16 protein-coding genes are annotated in these 19,280 nt (G+C 40.6%); 13 read left to right on the forward strand and 3 right to left on the reverse strand.

The annotated features are described in order from the left end of the window. Positions 1-165 precede the first annotated feature (165 nt). The 12 genes from R7Z77_RS00005 to R7Z77_RS00060 all read left to right on the forward strand — a co-directional run bounded on the left by R7Z77_RS00005 (position 166) and on the right by R7Z77_RS00060 (position 16,070). A complete protein-coding gene (locus R7Z77_RS00005) occupies positions 166-1,500 on the forward strand; it encodes a tyrosine-type recombinase/integrase (RefSeq protein ID WP_318136572.1) in 1,335 nt (444 codons plus the stop codon). Positions 1,501-1,502: 2 nt separating this feature from the next. After that, positions 1,503-2,282, forward strand: a complete 780-nt coding sequence (locus R7Z77_RS00010; protein ID WP_065788139.1) for a hypothetical protein — start codon at positions 1,503-1,505, stop codon at positions 2,280-2,282. Positions 2,283-2,290: 8 nt separating this feature from the next. Beyond that, the gene (locus tag R7Z77_RS00015; RefSeq protein WP_044023911.1) at positions 2,291-2,494 is read left to right on the forward strand and encodes a hypothetical protein; all 204 of its coding nucleotides are present in this window, start codon (positions 2,291-2,293) and stop codon (positions 2,492-2,494) included. Positions 2,495-2,837: 343 nt separating this feature from the next. Then, on the forward strand, positions 2,838-4,145 hold the full coding sequence (locus R7Z77_RS00020) for a site-specific integrase (protein WP_318136573.1): 1,308 nt from the start codon (positions 2,838-2,840) through the stop codon (positions 4,143-4,145). 2 nt (positions 4,146-4,147) lie between these two features. Next, the gene (locus R7Z77_RS00025) at positions 4,148-4,972 is read left to right on the forward strand and encodes a hypothetical protein (RefSeq protein WP_193280111.1); all 825 of its coding nucleotides are present in this window, start codon (positions 4,148-4,150) and stop codon (positions 4,970-4,972) included. 153 nt (positions 4,973-5,125) lie between these two features. Beyond that, entirely contained in the window at positions 5,126-5,713 is a 588-nt protein-coding gene (locus R7Z77_RS00030; protein ID WP_038177524.1) for a hypothetical protein, read from the forward strand. Beyond that, complete coding sequence (locus R7Z77_RS00035; protein WP_318136574.1) at positions 5,704-7,515, forward strand: relaxase/mobilization nuclease domain-containing protein; 1,812 nt, start codon at positions 5,704-5,706, stop codon at positions 7,513-7,515. The genes R7Z77_RS00030 and R7Z77_RS00035 overlap by 10 nt, the downstream gene beginning before the upstream one ends. Positions 7,516-8,116: 601 nt before the next feature. Next, complete coding sequence (locus tag R7Z77_RS00040; protein WP_025553144.1) at positions 8,117-9,562, forward strand: MvaI/BcnI family restriction endonuclease; 1,446 nt, start codon at positions 8,117-8,119, stop codon at positions 9,560-9,562. Between the two features lie 77 nt (positions 9,563-9,639). Continuing rightward, complete coding sequence (dcm, locus tag R7Z77_RS00045) at positions 9,640-11,298, forward strand: DNA (cytosine-5-)-methyltransferase (protein ID WP_318136575.1); 1,659 nt, start codon at positions 9,640-9,642, stop codon at positions 11,296-11,298. Positions 11,299-11,773: 475 nt separating this feature from the next. Further along, positions 11,774-13,510 (forward strand): ATP-dependent nuclease, encoded by a 1,737-nt coding sequence (locus R7Z77_RS00050; protein ID WP_025553146.1) that lies wholly within the window; start codon positions 11,774-11,776, stop codon positions 13,508-13,510. Positions 13,511-14,174: 664 nt separating this feature from the next. Beyond that, positions 14,175-14,936 (forward strand): hypothetical protein, encoded by a 762-nt coding sequence (locus R7Z77_RS00055; protein WP_064354473.1) that lies wholly within the window; start codon positions 14,175-14,177, stop codon positions 14,934-14,936. Between the two features lie 102 nt (positions 14,937-15,038). Beyond that, positions 15,039-16,070 (forward strand): hypothetical protein, encoded by a 1,032-nt coding sequence (locus R7Z77_RS00060; protein ID WP_005374275.1) that lies wholly within the window; start codon positions 15,039-15,041, stop codon positions 16,068-16,070. Between the two features lie 163 nt (positions 16,071-16,233). On the opposite strand, the gene R7Z77_RS00065 is transcribed toward R7Z77_RS00060, so the two are convergent. Together R7Z77_RS00065 and R7Z77_RS00070 are read right to left on the reverse strand one after the other, a co-directional pair. Continuing rightward, complete coding sequence (locus R7Z77_RS00065; RefSeq protein WP_005374274.1) at positions 16,234-16,590, reverse strand: YibL family ribosome-associated protein; 357 nt, start codon at positions 16,588-16,590, stop codon at positions 16,234-16,236. An 85-nt stretch (positions 16,591-16,675) separates the two neighbouring features. Then, on the reverse strand, positions 16,676-17,671 hold the full coding sequence (locus R7Z77_RS00070) for a 2-hydroxyacid dehydrogenase (protein WP_054579202.1): 996 nt from the start codon (positions 17,669-17,671) through the stop codon (positions 16,676-16,678). Positions 17,672-17,912: 241 nt separating this feature from the next. Between R7Z77_RS00070 and R7Z77_RS00075 the strand changes: the two genes are divergently transcribed. Further along, positions 17,913-18,395, forward strand: coding sequence for a murein L,D-transpeptidase family protein (locus R7Z77_RS00075; RefSeq protein ID WP_213961616.1), 483 nt, complete (start codon positions 17,913-17,915; stop codon positions 18,393-18,395). Between the two features lie 35 nt (positions 18,396-18,430). Here the strand turns inward: R7Z77_RS00075 and R7Z77_RS00080 are convergent, their stop codons facing one another. After that, positions 18,431-19,141, reverse strand: a complete 711-nt coding sequence (locus R7Z77_RS00080; protein WP_017819703.1) for a glycerophosphodiester phosphodiesterase family protein — start codon at positions 19,139-19,141, stop codon at positions 18,431-18,433. Positions 19,142-19,280: the final 139 nt, after the last annotated feature.

Here is a 19,280-nt window from a genome sequence, read left to right on the forward strand (position 1 = left end):
GTGGTTGAAAGCACCGGTCTTGAAAACCGGCATACGTTAATAGCGTATCTAGGGTTCAAATCCCTATCTCTCCGCCATTTTTCTTACGCATTAAGCCCTTGATTTTCAAGGGCTTTTTCGTATCTACAGTACTGCAAATCACTTTCATGACAATGAGGTGAGACAATGTACTTACAAAAAGCGCCAAACGGCGTATATCAGACTCGCATTTGCATCCCTAAGACTCTACGGGGGGCTGGTTACCCATTTGATATAAAAGTTAGTTTGCTAACCAAAGATCGCTCACAGGCGATAGAGCGCAATTTTAAAATGGCGTCTTGTATCAAGCTAGCTCTTGGCCAAGTTGAATTAACCAAACCTGTAGCATTCCAAAAATTTAAGGTTGTCCTTCACCGTCAGATAGATGAGCTGCGAGAATCTTTCAGCTCGCCAACAGCCTATAAACTAACCCCTGAAACCGTTGCGTATTTTGAAGATGACATTGTTTCAGACATTCCAAGTAATATCGATCTAACTAACCTTGAAGAGACTGAACCGAGCGTAAAGAGCATCTCTGCCGAAGTAGTACCTTTTACTCAGTTGCTTGAGCGATTTCTAGAAAGTAAGAAGAAGCGTAATGTTCGACAGCTTACGCTCCATCAACTTGAGCAACGCATAAGTCACTGCATCAATTTCCTTGAAAAGGAGGGCATAAATCGGAATACAGTCAGTAGCTCTGACCTAGATAGTTATATAGATCTGCTCTACTCTGAAGGACGTTCTACCAAAACCAACAAGGACTATTTCTCAGCAAGTAAGCAGTTCTTCAAATGGCTAAAATCAAAGAAATATATTCCTAATAACCCTGCTCAAGACTTAAATCCCCAGTTCAAAAGTAAAAAGCATGTCTCTGAACAACGTGAGCGTTGGACAACTGATGAACTGACATTACTAATTAAAAGTCCAGCGTTTACTCAGCAATCTCTGGACTTTCAGTGGATCACTAAACTACAGCTCTTTCATGGGTTACGCACTGGCGAAGCTTGTCAGCCATATATCCAAGATATTGTTGTAGATGATGAGATCCCATATTTTCGAGTCACCGACCAATCCAAAGATCAGCACTTGAAAAACGAGCATGCAGTTCGAAATGTCCCTCTTCACCCTGCGATTCGTGATGATTTCGTCATATTTTGCGAAAGCCGCCGTCATAAAGGCAATGCCCCTCTATTCGATTACTCACCGCTCGGACCAGATAAAGATTGGACTAAAACGTATCGAACGCAATTCGGGAAGCTACAAACCAAGTTGGGTATGCTTGCTGGCAAACGTCCTACCGCTTATGGACTACGCCACACATTCATTGATGTTCTTAAAGAGCAGGATGTTCCAGAACATAGTGTAGCCGAGGTGGTTGGTCATAATAATCCGAACATGACCTTCGGGCGATATGGGAAGAAACATAAATTAGAGAAATTGCTTGAAATCGTTAGCACGTTCCAAATGGATCTAGAGGGGTAATTATGCAAAAACTCAGTCAATCGCTACGAAAAGCTATTGTTCTAGCACTCGAAGAGGGAGCTTCATACCGCGATCAACTCGATCTATCTCGCTTTCTAGCAATGGGGGTTGCGATGGAGCAGATTCACCTTATTGATACAGCGATATCTCTGCTACAGATCCATCCTTATTTGAACCAACACGACTTTGAATCAAAGTACGGTGTACAAAAGGTTCAGCTTACGATTGGCAGCGTGAGTAGCTTTAAGAACCTTCTCAGTCTAGAGGAATATACTTATCGCGACTGGTTAAAAATCAATAAGCTGACTGAAAATGAACCTCTTTGCTTACCATATTTGGTGTATCAATATTTCTCAGACGAAATTCGTCGCGATTTTATGAACGGTGCTTATCTTGTGGATAATCTACAAATCCAACTCGGCTCCAAGCAGTTAAATAGCTTCAAGTTTAAGTGTGGAACTACTGTTGGTATCCCGACAGATGTATTTGACATCATGATCTTTATTTTGATTTCGCGTTTTGGTAGGTACACAGGCTTTAAAATGAACTTAACTGACTCGGTACTGCATCTTTTCTCGCATACAGATAGCGTTGATATAGAAGTCCGTACCTATGCAACCGAGTTTTCGCATCGTACACAACATTCTGTATGCCTTATAGATGATCTCAACGAATCCAGTCCAATGCGCAAAGTGCGAAAGATTATCAAACTGGAGGAGTTTTCCATTTTTCACAAATGTAACTCAAATCGTGAGTTACTAGACTTGTTAGATTTTAGCTGAGGGGAAAAATGATGACTAACCAAGACGGTTCGCCAAAACTTACTTTAGATATAATGCAGCAAACTCTTCAACAAAAGTGTGTCGCCTCGGTGCTGCTGGGTGAAAATGGTCCGTTACTTATGCAGTATGGCGACCACGTTAAAGTCTATGAAAATGATACATCAGCGTTTAATGCAGCGAAGCTATTAAGGCTAGTATCTTCAGCACTGTAACCCTAATATTTATTCTTCTATGAACCCCACAAGACGTAGTGTAGTTATTTGCACTACGTCATTTTTCGCGACCTGTGTCACATTAATTAAATTTAATGGTAAACGTTGTAATCTCGCAAGGGAAGAAAATACGATAAGTTAGTTAGCACTTACACTTATAAATATCAATAAGTTACGCTATGAAAAATATTCCAGATATGTATATTTTTCTTTATTATACATAGACTTACATTAAGGTTAATTATGCGTAACTATTGTGTAAAAAGAAACGTTGTGGTTTGATAATAAGCAAATAAACCAGACCATTATACATAATAAGGCTCCGCCAGAAGAGCCGCCCTTAATGGCCTATCACTCTATAGGTCTAGAAATGAACCCTACGAAGAAAAATGAAAAATCCCCTCGCCTGAAGTCTCGAATTAAAAAAGCTCGGAAAGGCACTCGCAAGTCTGACATTTCATTAAACAAAGATGATTACCCGCTAAGCTCAGTCGCCCAAGCTGTTTGTCATGAGCTAAATACTAAAGCGCTTGTTGTTGCTGAATCAACACTGAACGGAATGAAGACTCACGGTCGACATATCATCCTAAACTTAGGTGATAAACCACTATCTGAACTTACAATCGAAGATATTGATGAACTCAAAATCACACTTCTCACACAAGGCAAAAAAGGCAAGGTCATTAACGGTTGTTACACTATCTTACGAGCCGTCTGCGCTAAAGCTTGTTCCTCCGAACAGCAGAAAAACGACCTAATGGAAAAAATCAAAAACCTGAAAGTTGTCAATGATGATCCATTCCCATTCACTGAAGATGAAGTACGTCAATTACTGTTGACTGATACCGACAATGAGATGGCAAAAGACATGGCTTCTTTTGCCATTCTAACGGCATTACGTATCAGCGAACTCATTTGTACTTGCTGGGAAAATATCGAGTTTTATACAGAGGACGGGATTGAAAAGTGTCGACTATACGTTGATTTAGCTAAACCATTAAACAAATACAAAGTAACTAAAACAGAAGAGTCTGAACGAACAATTGAGTTATCAGCAGAAGCCGCTCAATTACTCCGCAAACTCGAACGACTAACGGGTGATAAAGCTCCAATAACTATTGACGTTGTACAACGAGATAACATCACAGTTAAACGAGAAAAACGCAGGTTTGTTTTTTTTAATGAGCAAACTGGTCACCCGTGGTTAAACCCCAAGCAATTCGCAAAACAGTTTTTTACTGGGTTTCTCAAAGAAGCAGGCGTAGCACATCGAGGCCCAAATCAATTGCGACATACGGGAGCGTCGATACCTTTTAATCGTGGAGTCAGTGTAGCTTGGATAGCGGAATTACTCGGGCATCGAGACGTCAGCATTGTAGAAAAGCATTATGCGAAACGTAATAAGGTGAGTTTGAAGAAAGAGCAAGTCAAAGCAGATAGGACAATAGCAGAACTATTTAAAACGGGTGATTCAAACAGCATTGTCGTACCCAATGGCATTGTTGAAACTAAGCAAGCAGCGCAGTCCATTGCCAGTGATGACAAAGCATTTATACAAAACTTACTCGAACTGGCACGTGCTGCAAAGAGTGACAAACACAGAGAGCAAATCTACAAAATTATCGATGATACGCTTAAAGGTGGACAGTAATTATGAATACCACTTTGTCTTCCTCTCTTCCTGCCTTACTCGGTCAGGAAGAAAGTCTTGTATTGCTCCGTGAAAGATTTTCCGCTGAACTGGAAAAACAAGGCTACTCAACAGAAAAAGGTAAAACCATTGACGACTATGCCTCAGCATTTAGCGATTTAAACACAGCACCAGCTTCAATAAAAGCACTGCAAAAACTTGTTGGCGGTGATTTTGGAAGAGTATCCATCGCTTTCAAAATACTAAGGAAAGCCACAAAACCAACTCCTATAGTTCGTAACAAAGCGCTGTGGTTTGTAGATTCTGAGCAGCGACTGATTTCTGCGCTTCAAGCCGAAATGTCCATCGTCTGGCAGGCGTTTGATAGTGAAGTGCAGCAGCTCGTTAGCGCACATACACAAGAATCTCTTAAGCAAATTGATGAATTAGAAAAAGAAAACAAAGAGCTTGTAGAGTTCATTGACGAATTGCAAAAACAGCATCGGGAAACTAATTCACTGAGTCAAAAGTGCAATGAGCTAGAAAACAAACTTGCTCAATCAGAGCAAGTTGTTTCGGACTACCGCGCTAGAGTTGACCAACAGCAGAAAAAGCTCGATACGTTACTTTTGGTAAGTCAGGAGCTTTTTGTTGAACGCGCTCGTGCGAAAATGTTAGACGAGCATATCGCTTCATTAACTCGCGATAAAGAACGCTTACAAGAACACAACACAAAACTCATTGAAAGTCTCACTTCCAGTCATCCCGATTGGTATTTTGGCGATTTGAGTGATGCAGATCCCAGCTTATCAGAAGAATTCCATGTCGACGACGGTGTGGAAAATTGATGTAAAAGCTAAAGAGCAAGGTTACCCCAACCCCGTATGAAGTTTCATCGGGTTGGGAGTCTAAGCGGCTGCTTAGTATCGCTTGGGCTGCGCCCAAACCCCTGAAAAAACTGGCCAATAAACAGAATTAGACCTATCAAAGTAGGCGAATTTATGATTAAAAAATACAAGAAAAAACAGATAGAAGAGCACTATCTTAACAACCCGAAGCTCACCGAAATATTTGAAGAAAAGCTTGAGCACTGTGTTGAGCACAACATTAAAATCAGCAAAAACCGTTTGAAGAAAGATACTGGTTTAAATTCCTCTGAAGTTGATGCGCTTTATCATCATTATTGTGAAGCAAAGAGTACTCGTATAGAAATGAACTGTACGCTCTTAGATAAAAAGATCTGGAAATACAAAGCTGAGCAAGCAGGAAAAACGGTGTCTCAGATTGCTTCTGAATCACTGCATAAAACAAGAATTATCGTTCCATTCGCAGAGCAGACAAGAAAAGAGATGTTAGGCGTAATCCATGAACGTGTACGTTTCAATTCTCTGCTTAATCAGACCGTCAAGTGGTGTAACACTCATAAATCTGGAGTGGAAGCAGTTCAAATCTTGCTAGAGCTTAACCAGCTCAACAAAGCATTTGAGCAGCACGATCTTCGAGTAATGAATATTCTAGCCAATCCACAGGTTGACCATAAATACCGAGTCGCAAAAGTAGATCCATTATCGGTGGAATTATGGCAGTAATTTCATTTTTCCGAACCAGTGGTGTTGGGCAATCTGATCCACACGCTGCAACTAACTACCTGTATGGTCCTTTATGTAGTCTCACGGCTGACCAAAAGAAAGAGTACAGCACTGCATACCAATTACGGAAGTTAGCGAGAGAAGCGAACGATATACAAACAGAGTGGGAGTGCGACTACATACTCCAGCAACAAAAAGGAAAACGCAGAGAGCCACCCCCAGAATCAATTAACGGGAACCGAAAAGCTGTGGAATATGCAATTGAGCATAACCCACATAAACACAAATACGTCAGCGGTGTTATTGCTCATGCGTTTGAAGATACAGAGAAGTTGCAAGCCAATCCAGAGATTGAAGCAGAGTGGCGGGAATTGTTTGAAGAGTTGTGCTTTGCTGGTTTCCCTAAAGATGAGCAACTAATCGACTGGGTGCGTCACACGCACCAAGGCAATATTGAAAACCACTTTTTGATACCGAGAATTCACCTTGCAACAGGATTTTCCTTCAACCCTGCGCCACCTGGGCATGAACAAGACTTCAATCTACTGCGGGATTACTTAAATCTTAAGCATGATTTAGTGAGCCCGCTCGATTCTCTCCATAAACGGCTTACACAAGACGGTAACAGCTTTGACAAGCGACACAAGCTAAAGAAAGCAATCAATGTCTGGATTAAAGACATGATTACTAGCAATCGAGTAAACAGCCGTGCCGACATTATACAAGCACTAAGTAGCGATAAGTTTAAAGAAAAAGTCGGGGTTACCCATGTTAGTGAATCGAGCAACTTCGTCCGTTTGCACTTTAAAGATAAAAAGAACGTGCGTCTCTATGGTTTTGTGTTTACTGAGCAATTTCGTTCTAGAGACTCCTTAACCCAGTCCAGTGAGCCATTACAAAGCAAACAAAGTCGACTGGAGGAGCTAAAAGACCAACTTGATAAAGCGATTATTAAACGAGCTAACTACAACAACAGACGTTACGGATTACACAAAAGTAAGCCTGAATTCAATGTGAGCAAAGCGCATTATTTACCTTTGAACTCTCGTTGGACAGCTACGCCATCTTTTTACATACCGCAACCTGAGGTTAATTTTACACGCATGCCCGAGTTCAACCCATCTCTAAAAGGGTTTGAGATGGTTAAGCAAATTGAAGAAAGAAAGGCATTAGCTGAACGAAACGCAAGGCTAGCGTTAGAGCAGTATCACGAACAACAAAAAAAGTTTATCCAAGAATGGATGAGTTTTCTACTCGAAGGGAAAATAGAATATGAGCCATATCGAGAAGCAATTAGCTTCACAAATTACGTCATTGACGAAGAATCAGCAGATTTCAAACGAGCATTTGCTCGCTATGATCGAGACACAGAACGAGTTTTACCTAAACACAATAAGACAAATTCAGGAACAGTATCAACACGAACGCAAAACAATCCTGAAGGACATTATTCAAAACAATCAGCTCATGATGCAGGAATACCAAGCATCTGTCGAAGCGTTACAGGGGCTATCGAAAGCCTCAAACGAAATATCCGCATCCACGAGACAGCAAATAGCGAGATTGGAACATCGATTGAACATGCTGGAAAGCTGGCAGAAAGACAGCGGGACAGCTATCTCGAACTTAGTCGAGCTTTTGAAGTTATAGCTTCTGAACCGAAATTGAGGGATGAACTGAAATCGCGCTTGATTAGAAATGAAACACGTAAAATACCACGCATGAAGAAAGACGGTTTGAGGCGGGTTCTTAAAAAACTAACGAAGCCACAACCGCATGAGCGAGAGAGGTTGGATCGTTAAGTTGAATTGAAATTATGACTACAGAATCTCTTCTAGTAGCCTAGTGCAGATACCATACCCAATAATGTGCTAGTAAGGAGGAGATGTCATCAGCGCCAATTGAAGATCATAGCTTGCTGTGTTTTACCCCTGATAGGGGGTAAACTGATTTTTACCCCCTATCAGGGGTAAAACTATCATCTATCATAGTGATTTGCTTCCCGATACCCCCCTTACTTGCCCATGGGTGAACTTCTATGGTTGTTTGTAAAATAAAGACGTGTATTGCGAATCGAGAAGTGTTTGCCCTTTTTAGAGTGGTGGTACGTAACATTTTGAGTCAAAACAATTTGAACAAATATCTCTAGTTCTTCAATATGCGCATAGTTGTTCAACGATCATCAACTTGATACCTTACGTTACTATCTTATAAGTGTGGTCATTCTCGGAGGATAGATTGCAGTGTAAATGTGGGGGGCTGATGGGAATTCAGTGTGAAGTGGGTAATCGTAGTTACATATCTAGCACTTTAGTGTGTAATGGGTGCTATAGAGTACACCGTTATATAGTCTCTGGGTGTGAAAATAGCGCACCTACTCACAACGAAAAAACCAATACCATAATGTACGAATTAAACCAATATGACCACCTAGGTATCAATGACCTAGATGATGTGCGTGGTCTATTAAAGAAGCACGAATGTAGTATTGCACTGATTAAATCACTACCTAAGAATGCCAACGATAAAAACCAAGTATATTTTCATTCAGATGCGAGTCTACTTAACTCTATCTTTGATTTGAGGTTTAGTGATCGAGGTGAAAGTTCAAGTGAAACAAAGCGCTCCTCAGATCCTGGTAAGTTGATTCCACAGGCTGAATTCCACCATTTCTCATGGCTAGATACTGATGGGAACGCGGTAAAAGCTAAGCAGTGTAAAGCTATCGTATATGCTCAGTATCCAGAGGCTAGACTATCAGGATTCCAAACAGTGAATCGAGAAATGCCTCGTAGTATGTCAATTGAATATACTAAACGGACTGATCATTTACCTCGTTACTTAGTTTTAGGTGCGAATCGTTCAGGTCATGCTTTTGCCGTTTTAGTTGTGGATCCCAACGAACGATTTATTGAGCAATTTAATCAGCTTGAAAACTACTTCGGCTCAAAAGTCTGCAAGGCGTTCACTATCGATCTCGGTGATGATAGCGGTACGGAGAAGCTAAAAGAGTTACTGAAAGCCAATGTGGCAGGTAAAACCTTGCTTGGTTGTCGACTCAAGTTAGGTGAAACAGTCCCTTTCACTGGTACACAGGTACATGGGTATACTCTTGAGCATGCTCTGGGTATTGAGCCAAATGCTGACAAGGAAGGTGATATTTTTGGTATTGAGTTGAAATGTTTTACTCGCAAGAAGCTTACCTTATTCACTCCAGAGCCTGATGGAGGACTATATAAGGAGAGTTTTCCTGACTTCATGACGACTTATGGCTACAAGAAGAATGATGTGTATCGATTGACGGGGTTACATAGAGCATACAAAGAAAATGAAAAAACTCAGCTCACGTTAAAAATCCAATGCTTTCACCCCATTGTAACCAAAGATGAAAACGGCAAAAAAACTACTCGTTTTGAGCATGGTCTATATGACCCAAAGAAACCCATTACCAAGCAAATGACGGGAATGGAAGTTGTATTAGAAGATAGACAAGGAAAAATCGCAGCTAGTTGGTCCATCGAGCGCCTCTTAAACTGCTGGGGTGCTAAACACAACGAAGTCGTCTACGTACCTGCAACAAAACTACCAAATGATGAACCCAACAGTTTGGCTGATGGGTATACATTTAAGATAGAGTTTCCAGATGAAGTTCTTTGGTGTCTTAATACTAATGCTGAGAGGCTTTTCCAAGCTATTCATAGCGGTACTGTGTATCTTGATCCTGCACCGAAATTTCATCCAACTGATGCCAAGCAAAGTAAGCGACGCTCACAGTGGCGTATCAATGACATATACAAGGCGTCCAGCGAACTCTATGAAGAGGTTCATTTTATTTCGCTCAATCCTTAATAAAACGTCGCTCAGGCCTATAAAAGGGGATTAATGTGTGATACGTTTGCACACAACATTCCCTTTTTGCTACTTATATGAATCAGTATACAACTTTAAAAGGCGATCAAGAGTTTGAGAGCTATATCGAGCACTGCCATCAAGAAACAAATAAGCTACTTAAACTATTGATTACAATATATGATCAAAAGAACTTAGCCATTAAGTTTCAAGAATTAGGTGGAGAGTTCTGCGAGATCAGCCGAGAGAAACTGAATCGTTGGAAAGCCGACCCTGTAGCCAATCCTATTTCACTTGGTGATAGTTCTCTAAACAAATTGAGAGCAACCTTACTCCCAAAAAAACCTGCTCATTGGGACAACCCAAACTTTACCTTTATTGACTTATTTGCTGGCATTGGAGGCTTACGCAAGGGATTCGAAAACGTTGGTGGAAAATGTGTTTTTACTAGTGAATGGGATGAAAAAGCCAGACGAACTTACTTAGCAAATCATTATGTAGATGAGTCAGAACTGCCATATTTCCTGAATAGTGAGCAGGATGATGGCATGAAAAATACTAACTTCATGGATATCACTCAAATCACTCTAAGTGGTGAGCCTGAAGCGACAGAGCTGCAACAACAGGCTAGTATTCTGAAACATATTCCTAAGCATGACGTACTTCTTGCTGGCTTTCCGTGTCAACCTTTTTCACTCGCGGGTGTTTCGAAAAAAAACTCATTAGGTAGAGCGCACGGTTTTGAGTGTGATACTCAAGGGACTCTGTTTTTTGATGTACAGAAAGTACTAGAAGCGCGACAGCCAAAATACTTTGTCCTAGAGAATGTTAAGAACCTCAAGAGTCATGATAAAGGCAACACGTTCGCGACAATCATACGTACGCTTGATCAGGTAGGTTATTGGATAGCCGACATCACCGATGTTGACTCAGATATTGAAGAAGCTATCAAGGTTGTACGTAAGCGCAAACCAGAACCAACCATCATTGATGGTATGAACTTTACCCCACAACATCGTGAGCGCATCGTCCTTGTAGGGGTACGTAAGGATCTCGTAGAAAAGAACCCAGAGTATAAAAAACTGTCTCTCAAAAACATTGAAGTTCCGCAAGAGCGCTTACGTGTTAGTGATATTTTGACCGATCTTTCTGAAGAAGAGACTAAGAAATACACGTTAACACCAAACTTGTGGAACTACCTGTATCACTATGCCCTGAAGCATCAAAGTAAAGGCAATGGGTTTGGGTTTGGACTAGTTGACCCTTCAAATCCTAATGCTGTAACAAGAACGCTTTCAGCAAGGTACTACAAAGATGGCTCTGAGATACTAATTAATCATCAAGAACTCTCTGAACAATATCTTGCTGATAACCGTGAACATGGCTTTAGAAAGAACAAAGAGCGTCTTGAGTTCTCTACTAATTTTGCTGACCGATACGCCAAAGAAAACCCAGAGTGTACGGAAAAACAGTACAAAGAGATGATTAAGGAAGGCGAAGCTAAATATGACCAAGAACACGGTCGTTATGCCCCTGAATTTGATCCGCTGTATAAAACCCCAAGGCGTTTAACACCAAGAGAATGTGCAAGACTGATGGGCTTTGAAGATGTAAATGATCCTAACAGTGAGTTCCGTATTGTTTGTGCAGACGCGCCTGCATACAAGCAGTTTGGTAACTCTGTTGTTGTTCCTGTTTTTGGGGCCGTGGCTAAATTACTAACTAGCTATATGTAATCTGTATCAACCTGTCAGCATTCACAATGAAAATAAGCCTGACAGGTTGCCTTACAGAGATCGGTTAATTTTTTGCATGTTTTTAACCTAGTCTCTAAATAGGTTAATTGAGACAACCTTCATAGAGACATGGATAAAAGACTCTTATCAATTTCGTTCGTAACTTGAGATTGCCCCATTCCTTACTGGCAACTAGGAAGAAATCCTTCTCAGTTGCTTTCAACCCATAAGTTTTCCTTAATAGTTGCTTCCTCCTGTCACCGCGACAAACACCGTGTTGTAGCACGGGGTTGATTTCCCAGAACTATCCACTCTAACCGAACCAATCGAACCGCAAACAAAATGCGCCAGTGTTTAGCTTTACCAAAAAGCCATTTGCTACCCAAGTCATAAATCTGCTTACAAATAGAAGATGTTTATACACAACAAGAGTAATATGCCACATGTTTACAGCACGGCAAATGGTAGGATTGCTTTGAAAATTAATTATTTCTCTATCAATAATTTCAGAGGCATCTCTGGTGGTCTAGAGCAAAACAAAATTGTGTTTGAAGACACCAATACACTTTTCTTGTATGGTCAAAACAACGTAGGAAAATCGACCTTTCTAAAAGCATATCAACACTTTTATAAAGAAGAAAAACCGACAAAAGTAGACTTTTTTAAAAGTGACTTCACCAATCAAATTGAATTTGAGATAGAGGTCCGTCTTCTACCCATAGACAGAATTAAGATTGAAGCTGCTGCGCCAAAGCAGAAAGAATCATACAAGAAGTATGTAAAAGACGATTGCCTAAGGATCAGAAAAACTTGGTATCTTGATGGTAAAGCTGTTAAACCACTAAATCAAACGTATAACTACGAAACAAAAGAGTTTGAAAACATTGGATATGCCAGTATAGGTTTACACTCTGTCTTTCAATCTTGCTTACCCAAGCCAGTTTTCATAAAAGCGATGCCTACAGAAGACGAGGCTAAAGAAATACTAAACGAAATCTTAAAGGGTATGGCTGAAAATACTCTTAAAGAAGCTGATCTTGTTGCTTTAGAAGAAGCGAAATCAAAAATCAAAGAACTACAAGATAAAATGTACAACCCTGAACTAATAGAGTCTTATCAAACATCTGTTAATTCATATTTCTCGCAAATATTTGGTGATACTCTTTTAAAAATCTCTGAATCTAAAGATCGCTTAGTTTGGACGGAGAATAAATTAGGTAAAGAATTCAGCGTGGAGTTTGCTAAGTTGGGCATTGAGGGTGATATTGATAGTTCCATCCCAGCAACAGCAGATAAGGTCGGTCACGGAACAATAAGAACAGCTATCTTTACTTTGTTGTTAATGAAAGATGTAGCCGAGAAGTTTGAGCGCGAACCTGGCCGTAAAGACTATATGGTCTTATTTGAAGAACCAGAACTTTTCTTGTACCCAAGAATCATTAAAGAACTAAGGGAGTTAATTTACAAAGTTAGTGAGGACGATTTGCCTTACCAAGTTCTTTGTGCATCTCACTCGCCATCTATGATTGATATCTCAAAGCCTAAATCATCTATTATCAGGCTAGTAAAAAGTGATTCTGGCACCAACATTTATCAAATTAACAATCAGTTCTTAAAAGCAGCCAAAGAAGTAATGACTGACGAACAGTTAAAGCAGGAGATGAATGAAGTCTTGCGTTTTAACCCTCATGTTTGTGAGGCATTTTATGCTGATGAGGTTTTGCTAATAGAAGGTCCAACTGAAGAAGTATTAGCCCGTGCATATTTACAAGAGTTTCCGACTAAGAAGGACTTTTTCATATTGAACTGTGGAACAGTGAACAACATTCCGTTTTATCAGAAGATACTTTCTAAGTTTAAGATCAAGTACCACGCTATTTTTGATACAGACTCTAGAACGCCTAGTTCATATGATACTGAGGGGAACCCTGCTTTTGATAGCCATATCCAAGGGTCAATAAGCAAGCAGTTTTTTGAAGATAAAAAGCAGTATGCCACTGGTCTAATTCGAATACATGATACCACGTTTGAACCAGCTCATCAGATCGCTTCGATACCACCCGAGTTAAGGTTCACAGAGTCTTCTCCAAGTGCTGGTAAGCCATACAATGCAAATCTTTATTGGAAGAACGTTTTGTATCCGAATAAGGATCACCCAGAGTTTAAAAGCGTGCCATTTATTTCTTACATAAAAGCAATGTTGGCCCACTAAATCAATTTAGGCTCTGTAATGAGCCTAAATTTAAGAGTTTAAGTTTCGAAGTCTCATATACAATATTTATATATTCAATGCTTAACGTAGGTGCGCACTGTGCGAAGGCGTATTAAGTAGCAATATTTGCCTTATAAAAAGTTATTCATGAATTACTAATGTTCGATTGTCCGAAACTGATAATTGTCCATTTATGTGTTTTACTCAGAGAACAGATTATCACCACATTGACTTTTTGTAAGTAACCTGTAGTATTGTGTCTAGTTCAATTGACTTAGACACTTGTAATCGATTTGCATAACTAGGTGTCGAAAACTCTTTTATAATCAAGAGTTTGCGAAAGATCTTTAGCGAGAGATAGGGTTCAAATCCCTATCTCTCCGCCACTTTTAAAAAAAACCGCTGTTCTTACAGCGGTTTTTTTGTATCTGCTGTTTTTTAACCGCTGTTATCGAAACTTCTAATTGATTTTTCTCTAGCTCTTTCTCCAAGTTTTTGCGTACCTACTTTGGGTTTAGTTTACGCAGTAATACCTTCAATCGAAGACATTTCCATACGTCTCATTTGGGCTTCAAATAGAGCTTTCTTAAGTCTCAACGTGGGATGCTTAAACGCATTTTGATAGAGTTCCAGTCTAAATACTGCGGATGCACTTGGAGAAAAAATGAAGCTACTTTACTGGTTAGATGAATGGCAAGCTCTTACTCAACAAGAACAAGAGATGGCTTTACCTATCTCTGGCTACGATTTACTTGATGATGTGTTTGTGAAGTATGAACTCGTCGATCTTAACAAGCCATTGTTGTTTACATTTTCTCCTTCCGGTACTGATGTGCAGGTACAAGATTTAACTCCGGATTTTTCTCCTTGGGGCTACGAGCTCGGAATACAACAACAAGTAAACATTATTGCCTTTCAACATTTAGGACAAAGTAATTGGTTCCGTAGTCGGAATTTGATTTTCTTTCTGGAGCAGCTATCTGAGTTGCTTCATCCCTTCAAATGTCGTTTGGGTTATGGGCAAAGTCGAGGTGGCTTTGCAATTGGCGCGTTCGCTAACTTGCTGAAACTAGAACATCTTTTGTTGTTTTATCCTGTTAGCACTAAAAATAAAGCGTTAGTGCCTTGGGATGATCGGCCGAGTACTGAGCTTGCTCAGCAGTTTGCTTGGGAAAGCGGCTACCATGATCGAGATTTGGGCAATGCCAAAGGTTATATTATTTATGACCCATCCAATCGCATTGATCGTCTTCATGCTAAACGTTATCCAGAGCTTACCCATTTAAAAGTCGTCGGTATGGGACACGGCACTCAATCCACACAATTAGATAAATTAGAATTTTTTAATCTGGTGGCGCAGGAGTTTGTTCGCCATCAAACCTTAGATATTGACCAATTTAATAAGCAAATTCACGCTTTGTTTTAAAAGAGGACTGATATCAGAGTCCCCTGTAACCAGGGGGAGATGATCACACACTAAAACTAGATTTTTAACACAATTGCTAGGCGCAATTTAGATGGAGGATTAATGAAGTTACTGTACTGGTTGGATGAATGGCTGGCTCTTTCTCGTGAAGAACAGCAAACCAGGCTACCGATGTCCGGGGAGGACTTACTTGATGATGTATTTGTTAAGTATGAGTTTGTCGACCGCAATAAACCGTTGTTGTTCACCTTTTCCCCTGCTGGTACGAATCTACAAGTACAGGACTTACACTCAGACTTTGCGCCTTGGGGCTATCGCTTAGCCCAGAAACAAAAAGTAAATATTATTTCATTTCAGCATCTTGGGAAAAGTAACTGGTTTCGTAGCCGTAATTTAATTTTCTTTCTAGAGCAACTGTCGACTTTACTTGAGCCCTTTGAATGTCGTTTAGGCTATGGACTTAGCCGCGGTGGTTTTGCTATTGGTGCCTTTTCCAATCTATTAAAGTTGGATCAAGTATTGATGTTTCACCCGGTCAGCACAAAAAACAAAGTTTTGGTGCCATGGGATGATAGGCCAAGTACTGAATTAGCCCAACAATTTGATTGGGAAGGAAAGTATCACGACCTTGACCTTGGCGATGCAAAAGGCTACATCATTTATGATCCAACTAATGAAATCGACCGCCTTCACGCCAAACGCTACCCAGAGCTCACTCACTTAAGAGTCTTCGGGATGGGACATGGTACCCACGCGACGTATTTGAATAAATTCGGTTTTTATAAGCAAGTGGCCGTAGACTTTATACGTTATCAGAAGATAGATATAGCGCAGTTTCGTCATCAGACCAAAACGCTGCGCTTAAAAGAAGATTACTATCAGTGCCTTAACAAGGCGAATGCGAGCTCACAGCATCGTTTAAACTTACTGAGTACCGCTCATAATGTACTAATTGAAGAAAAGAAAGAACATGTGAAGGAGCATCAAGCACAAATCGATATTCAGCCACTTGTTGATATTGCACTTAAGCATGAGTATGACAACCCGCAAGATGCAGTACAACTTTTGGAAGTCGCTCAGCAGTTGGTTCCGAATGATCCCGTTGTGGAGCACAAGTTGCAGCAACTGTCGTAACGTTGAGATATAATGCGGACGATATTGGTCGAAATAGGTCAGTGGCTTTTGTCGCTGGCCTTTTTAATAGCTTATGGATTGATATTTCGATGAAATCTAATGAAGCAGTACAAAATAAAAAGCCCAAGCAAATGCTTGGGCTCCATAAATGTTAATGCGAGTTTTAAAACTCTTTTGGCGCAAAGCCTGTCATCACATCAAGGCGAAGTTCTTTACCAACTTTTGTTAATGGGTGAACGATTACTAAGCCGCGTACGCGTTTTTTCAGTTTGCCGATGTCCGCTTGTTCTGCTTTGGTGATTTCACGAGAGAAAGGCATATCAAGTAAGCTTTTACGTTCTTTGTTCAGCTCATAGTTTTGCTTGTGCTTTAACTGGTTAAGCTTTTTGGTAAGCTGTTCTACTTCATCCGTGAACTTTGTAATCATTTCGTGATCACCACGAGAACGTGCCGCATCAAGTTTACGTTGGCATGTATCTAAACGGTTGTGCAGCTTTTGAATATCAGTTTTTATGCTCATGGTAATTTGGCTCAAATTTTAAATAGTCGAGGAGTATAGCATAGCTGAGATCACACGCTCTACTATACTTCTCGATTGTCTGGCTTTAGTTAATCAGTTCATTGCCCGATACGTTACCAGAGAAAAAGGCTTCGACGTTATCAAGCGTCACAGAGGCAATGTTATTAAGTGCTTCGTGAGTCAAGAATGCTTGGTGGCCAGTAAACAGCACGTTATGACAAGCCGATAAACGGCGGAAAACATCATCGACAATGACATCGTTAGATTTATCTTGGAAGAATAAGTCTTTTTCATTGTCATACACGTCTAGGCCAAGCGCACCAATCTTACCTTGTTTCAACGCTTCTATCGCCGCTAGTGAATCTAGCAACTCGCCTCGACTGGTGTTAATGATCATTACACCATCTTTCATTTGCGCGAAGGCTTTTTCGTTCAATAAGTGATAGTTTTCTTCACTCATTGGACAATGGAGAGAGATAATATCCGCATTAGCGTAGATTTCTTCAAGCGAACAGTAACGGGCTCCCATTTCTAGCGCTAATGGGTTTTCGTAGGGGTCGTAGCAAAGCAGTTCCATGCCAAGCCCTTTGAAGATACGCATCGTCGCGATACCAATCTTACCCGTACCAATAACACCAACGGTTTTTCCGAAAAAGTTAAAGCCAACAAGACCCTCTAGCGAGAAGTTGGCGTCACGTGTGCGTTGGTAGGCCTTGTGAAGACGGCGGTTTAGGCACATCATTAAACCAACCGTGTGCTCTGCCACTGCTTCTGGTGAGTAAGCAGGAACTCGAACCACTTGTAAGCCTAGTTCTTTGGCTGCTTGTTGATCAACTTTATCATATCCCGCGCAGCGCATAGCAATAAGCTTGGTCCCGCCCAGAGAAAGCTGTTTAAGGACAGGAGCTGAAAGATCATCATTAACAAACGCACATACGACATCACTGCCGTGCGCCATCTTGGCTGTTTTTTCGGTTAGTCGGAAGTCGTGATAGTGAAATTCAAAATCGCGGTTATTTTTAATTTTATTAAAAGAGGCTTCGTCGTAGGATTTTGCACTAAAAAAAGCAATGTTAATCATGGTTCCCTCTCAAAAAGTGCGGACTTTATAAATAAATATGCTTATAAAGTAATGCAACTTAGCCGCAATGAATAGAGAAATCTTCTCTTTGACTTTTGTTGTATCAAATAACGATAAGAAGTACGCCTTTCAGCGAGTCTATCTTATGGTTCCGCATTAGATACTGTTTGCTTTACGAGCATTAACTGACTAGCATTATCGCTCTTTTCTTGTTCACTTTATTAGCTTAGGCGTTACGACAATGTCAGTAAAATGGTGCTCTATGTTCTTGTGTTGTGTGTTTGCTTCTGGCACTCACGCAGCTGTTGACTTCGTTAAAGTCGACAAGTCTAAGCGTCGAATGTATTTGATGGAACAAGGAGCAGTGCTAAAAGAATACCGAATTGCTTTAGGAGCGAACCCTCAAGGACATAAACAAGAAGAGGGAGACAATCGCACACCAGAGGGCGAATACACTCTAGATTATGTTATAGAGGACTCTGCTTTTTATCGTTCTGTGCATATCAGTTACCCTGATGCGATTGATACGTTGGAAGCGAAGCGCCGAGGTGTGTCCCCTGGAGGGAACATCAAAATTCATGGCTTAAAAAACGGTGAGAGTCAGTTGCCGATTTACATCCAAAGTTTTGATTGGACTAATGGGTGTATTGCGATTACCAACGAGGAGATGGACGAATTTATCCAGCTTGTCGAGATGGGGACACCAATTCAGATTGAGTGGTAACAAAAGGTCCCCTTTAATGTTCTGGCTCTTATAGGCTATGGCATAAAGCGCTGTGGATGATCACTAAAAATACCGTCTAACTGAGGCAGGTATTTCAGTTTATTTGGATTGTTCACCGTATAGCACATCACTTTGTAACCGGCTTGTTGGAGTTTGTTTATCTGGCGAGTACGAACCCAGTTAATATTTAGGTTGCAGCTATAGGCACTAACTTCTTCCAAAAGGCGTTTATCTTTTCTCGTAAAGAATTCACTTAACACACCCAATCGGTAGCCACTGCAGTATTTGTGCATCGCTCTAATGACGTCATGACTAAAGCTCGATAGGAGTACATTCTCTTGCGGCATTGGACTTTTTGTTAACGCATTGGCGAGAGTCTGCGCCACTTCTTCCGCTGGATGGTTGTCTACTTTAACTTCGATATTCAAGTTAAGCTTATTCTCAGTAGCTAAAGTGAGCAGTTCATCTAGTGTCACGATCTTCTCGCCTGAAAAGTCTGTGCTAAACCAACTACCGAAATCTAATGCTTTTAAGTCTTCCAGGGTGAGCTCATCAACACGCCCTTGTCCATTGCTGCATCGATTGACGGTATGATCATGGCAAACCACTAAAACATTATCTTTGGTAGGCTGTATATCCACTTCCACCCACTTCAACCCCAGGTCAATGGCTGCCTGAATGCTTATTTTTGTATTCTCAGGGTATGAACCTGCCACGCCACGGTGACCAATTAATAACGTTTCCATTCGCTTTATCTTTTGCTTTGCGGTTGCCTGATTGTACTCGTTTTTTCTATGAAGATATATCTAGGTGCATATTGTTAGGAACCTTTAGTACAAGTGAACATTAAACTCTAATAGTACGTTGCTGCTTCTTGGACTGAGT

The sequence above is a fragment of the Vibrio sp. 1401 genome, from assembly GCF_033340295.1.

Bases quoted from the DNA above. Each gene is read 5' to 3' on its own strand.
- R7Z77_RS00030 (WP_038177524.1), top strand. From the start codon at position 5,126: ATGATTAAAAAATACAAGAAAAAACAGATAGAAGAGCACTATCTTAAC.
- dcm (WP_318136575.1), top strand. From the start codon at position 9,640: ATGAATCAGTATACAACTTTAAAAGGCGATCAAGAGTTTGAGAGCTAT.
- R7Z77_RS00025 (WP_193280111.1), top strand. From the start codon at position 4,148: ATGAATACCACTTTGTCTTCCTCTCTTCCTGCCTTACTCGGTCAGGAA.
- R7Z77_RS00075 (WP_213961616.1), top strand. From the start codon at position 17,913: ATGTCAGTAAAATGGTGCTCTATGTTCTTGTGTTGTGTGTTTGCTTCT.
- R7Z77_RS00035 (WP_318136574.1), top strand. From the start codon at position 5,704: ATGGCAGTAATTTCATTTTTCCGAACCAGTGGTGTTGGGCAATCTGAT.
- R7Z77_RS00070 (WP_054579202.1), bottom strand. From the start codon at position 17,671: ATGATTAACATTGCTTTTTTTAGTGCAAAATCCTACGACGAAGCCTCT.
- R7Z77_RS00080 (WP_017819703.1), bottom strand. From the start codon at position 19,141: ATGGAAACGTTATTAATTGGTCACCGTGGCGTGGCAGGTTCATACCCT.
- R7Z77_RS00015 (WP_044023911.1), top strand. From the start codon at position 2,291: ATGATGACTAACCAAGACGGTTCGCCAAAACTTACTTTAGATATAATG.
- R7Z77_RS00040 (WP_025553144.1), top strand. From the start codon at position 8,117: ATGTACGAATTAAACCAATATGACCACCTAGGTATCAATGACCTAGAT.
- R7Z77_RS00020 (WP_318136573.1), top strand. From the start codon at position 2,838: ATGGCCTATCACTCTATAGGTCTAGAAATGAACCCTACGAAGAAAAAT.
- R7Z77_RS00005 (WP_318136572.1), top strand. From the start codon at position 166: ATGTACTTACAAAAAGCGCCAAACGGCGTATATCAGACTCGCATTTGC.
- R7Z77_RS00055 (WP_064354473.1), top strand. From the start codon at position 14,175: ATGAAGCTACTTTACTGGTTAGATGAATGGCAAGCTCTTACTCAACAA.
- R7Z77_RS00065 (WP_005374274.1), bottom strand. From the start codon at position 16,590: ATGAGCATAAAAACTGATATTCAAAAGCTGCACAACCGTTTAGATACA.
- R7Z77_RS00060 (WP_005374275.1), top strand. From the start codon at position 15,039: ATGAAGTTACTGTACTGGTTGGATGAATGGCTGGCTCTTTCTCGTGAA.
- R7Z77_RS00010 (WP_065788139.1), top strand. From the start codon at position 1,503: ATGCAAAAACTCAGTCAATCGCTACGAAAAGCTATTGTTCTAGCACTC.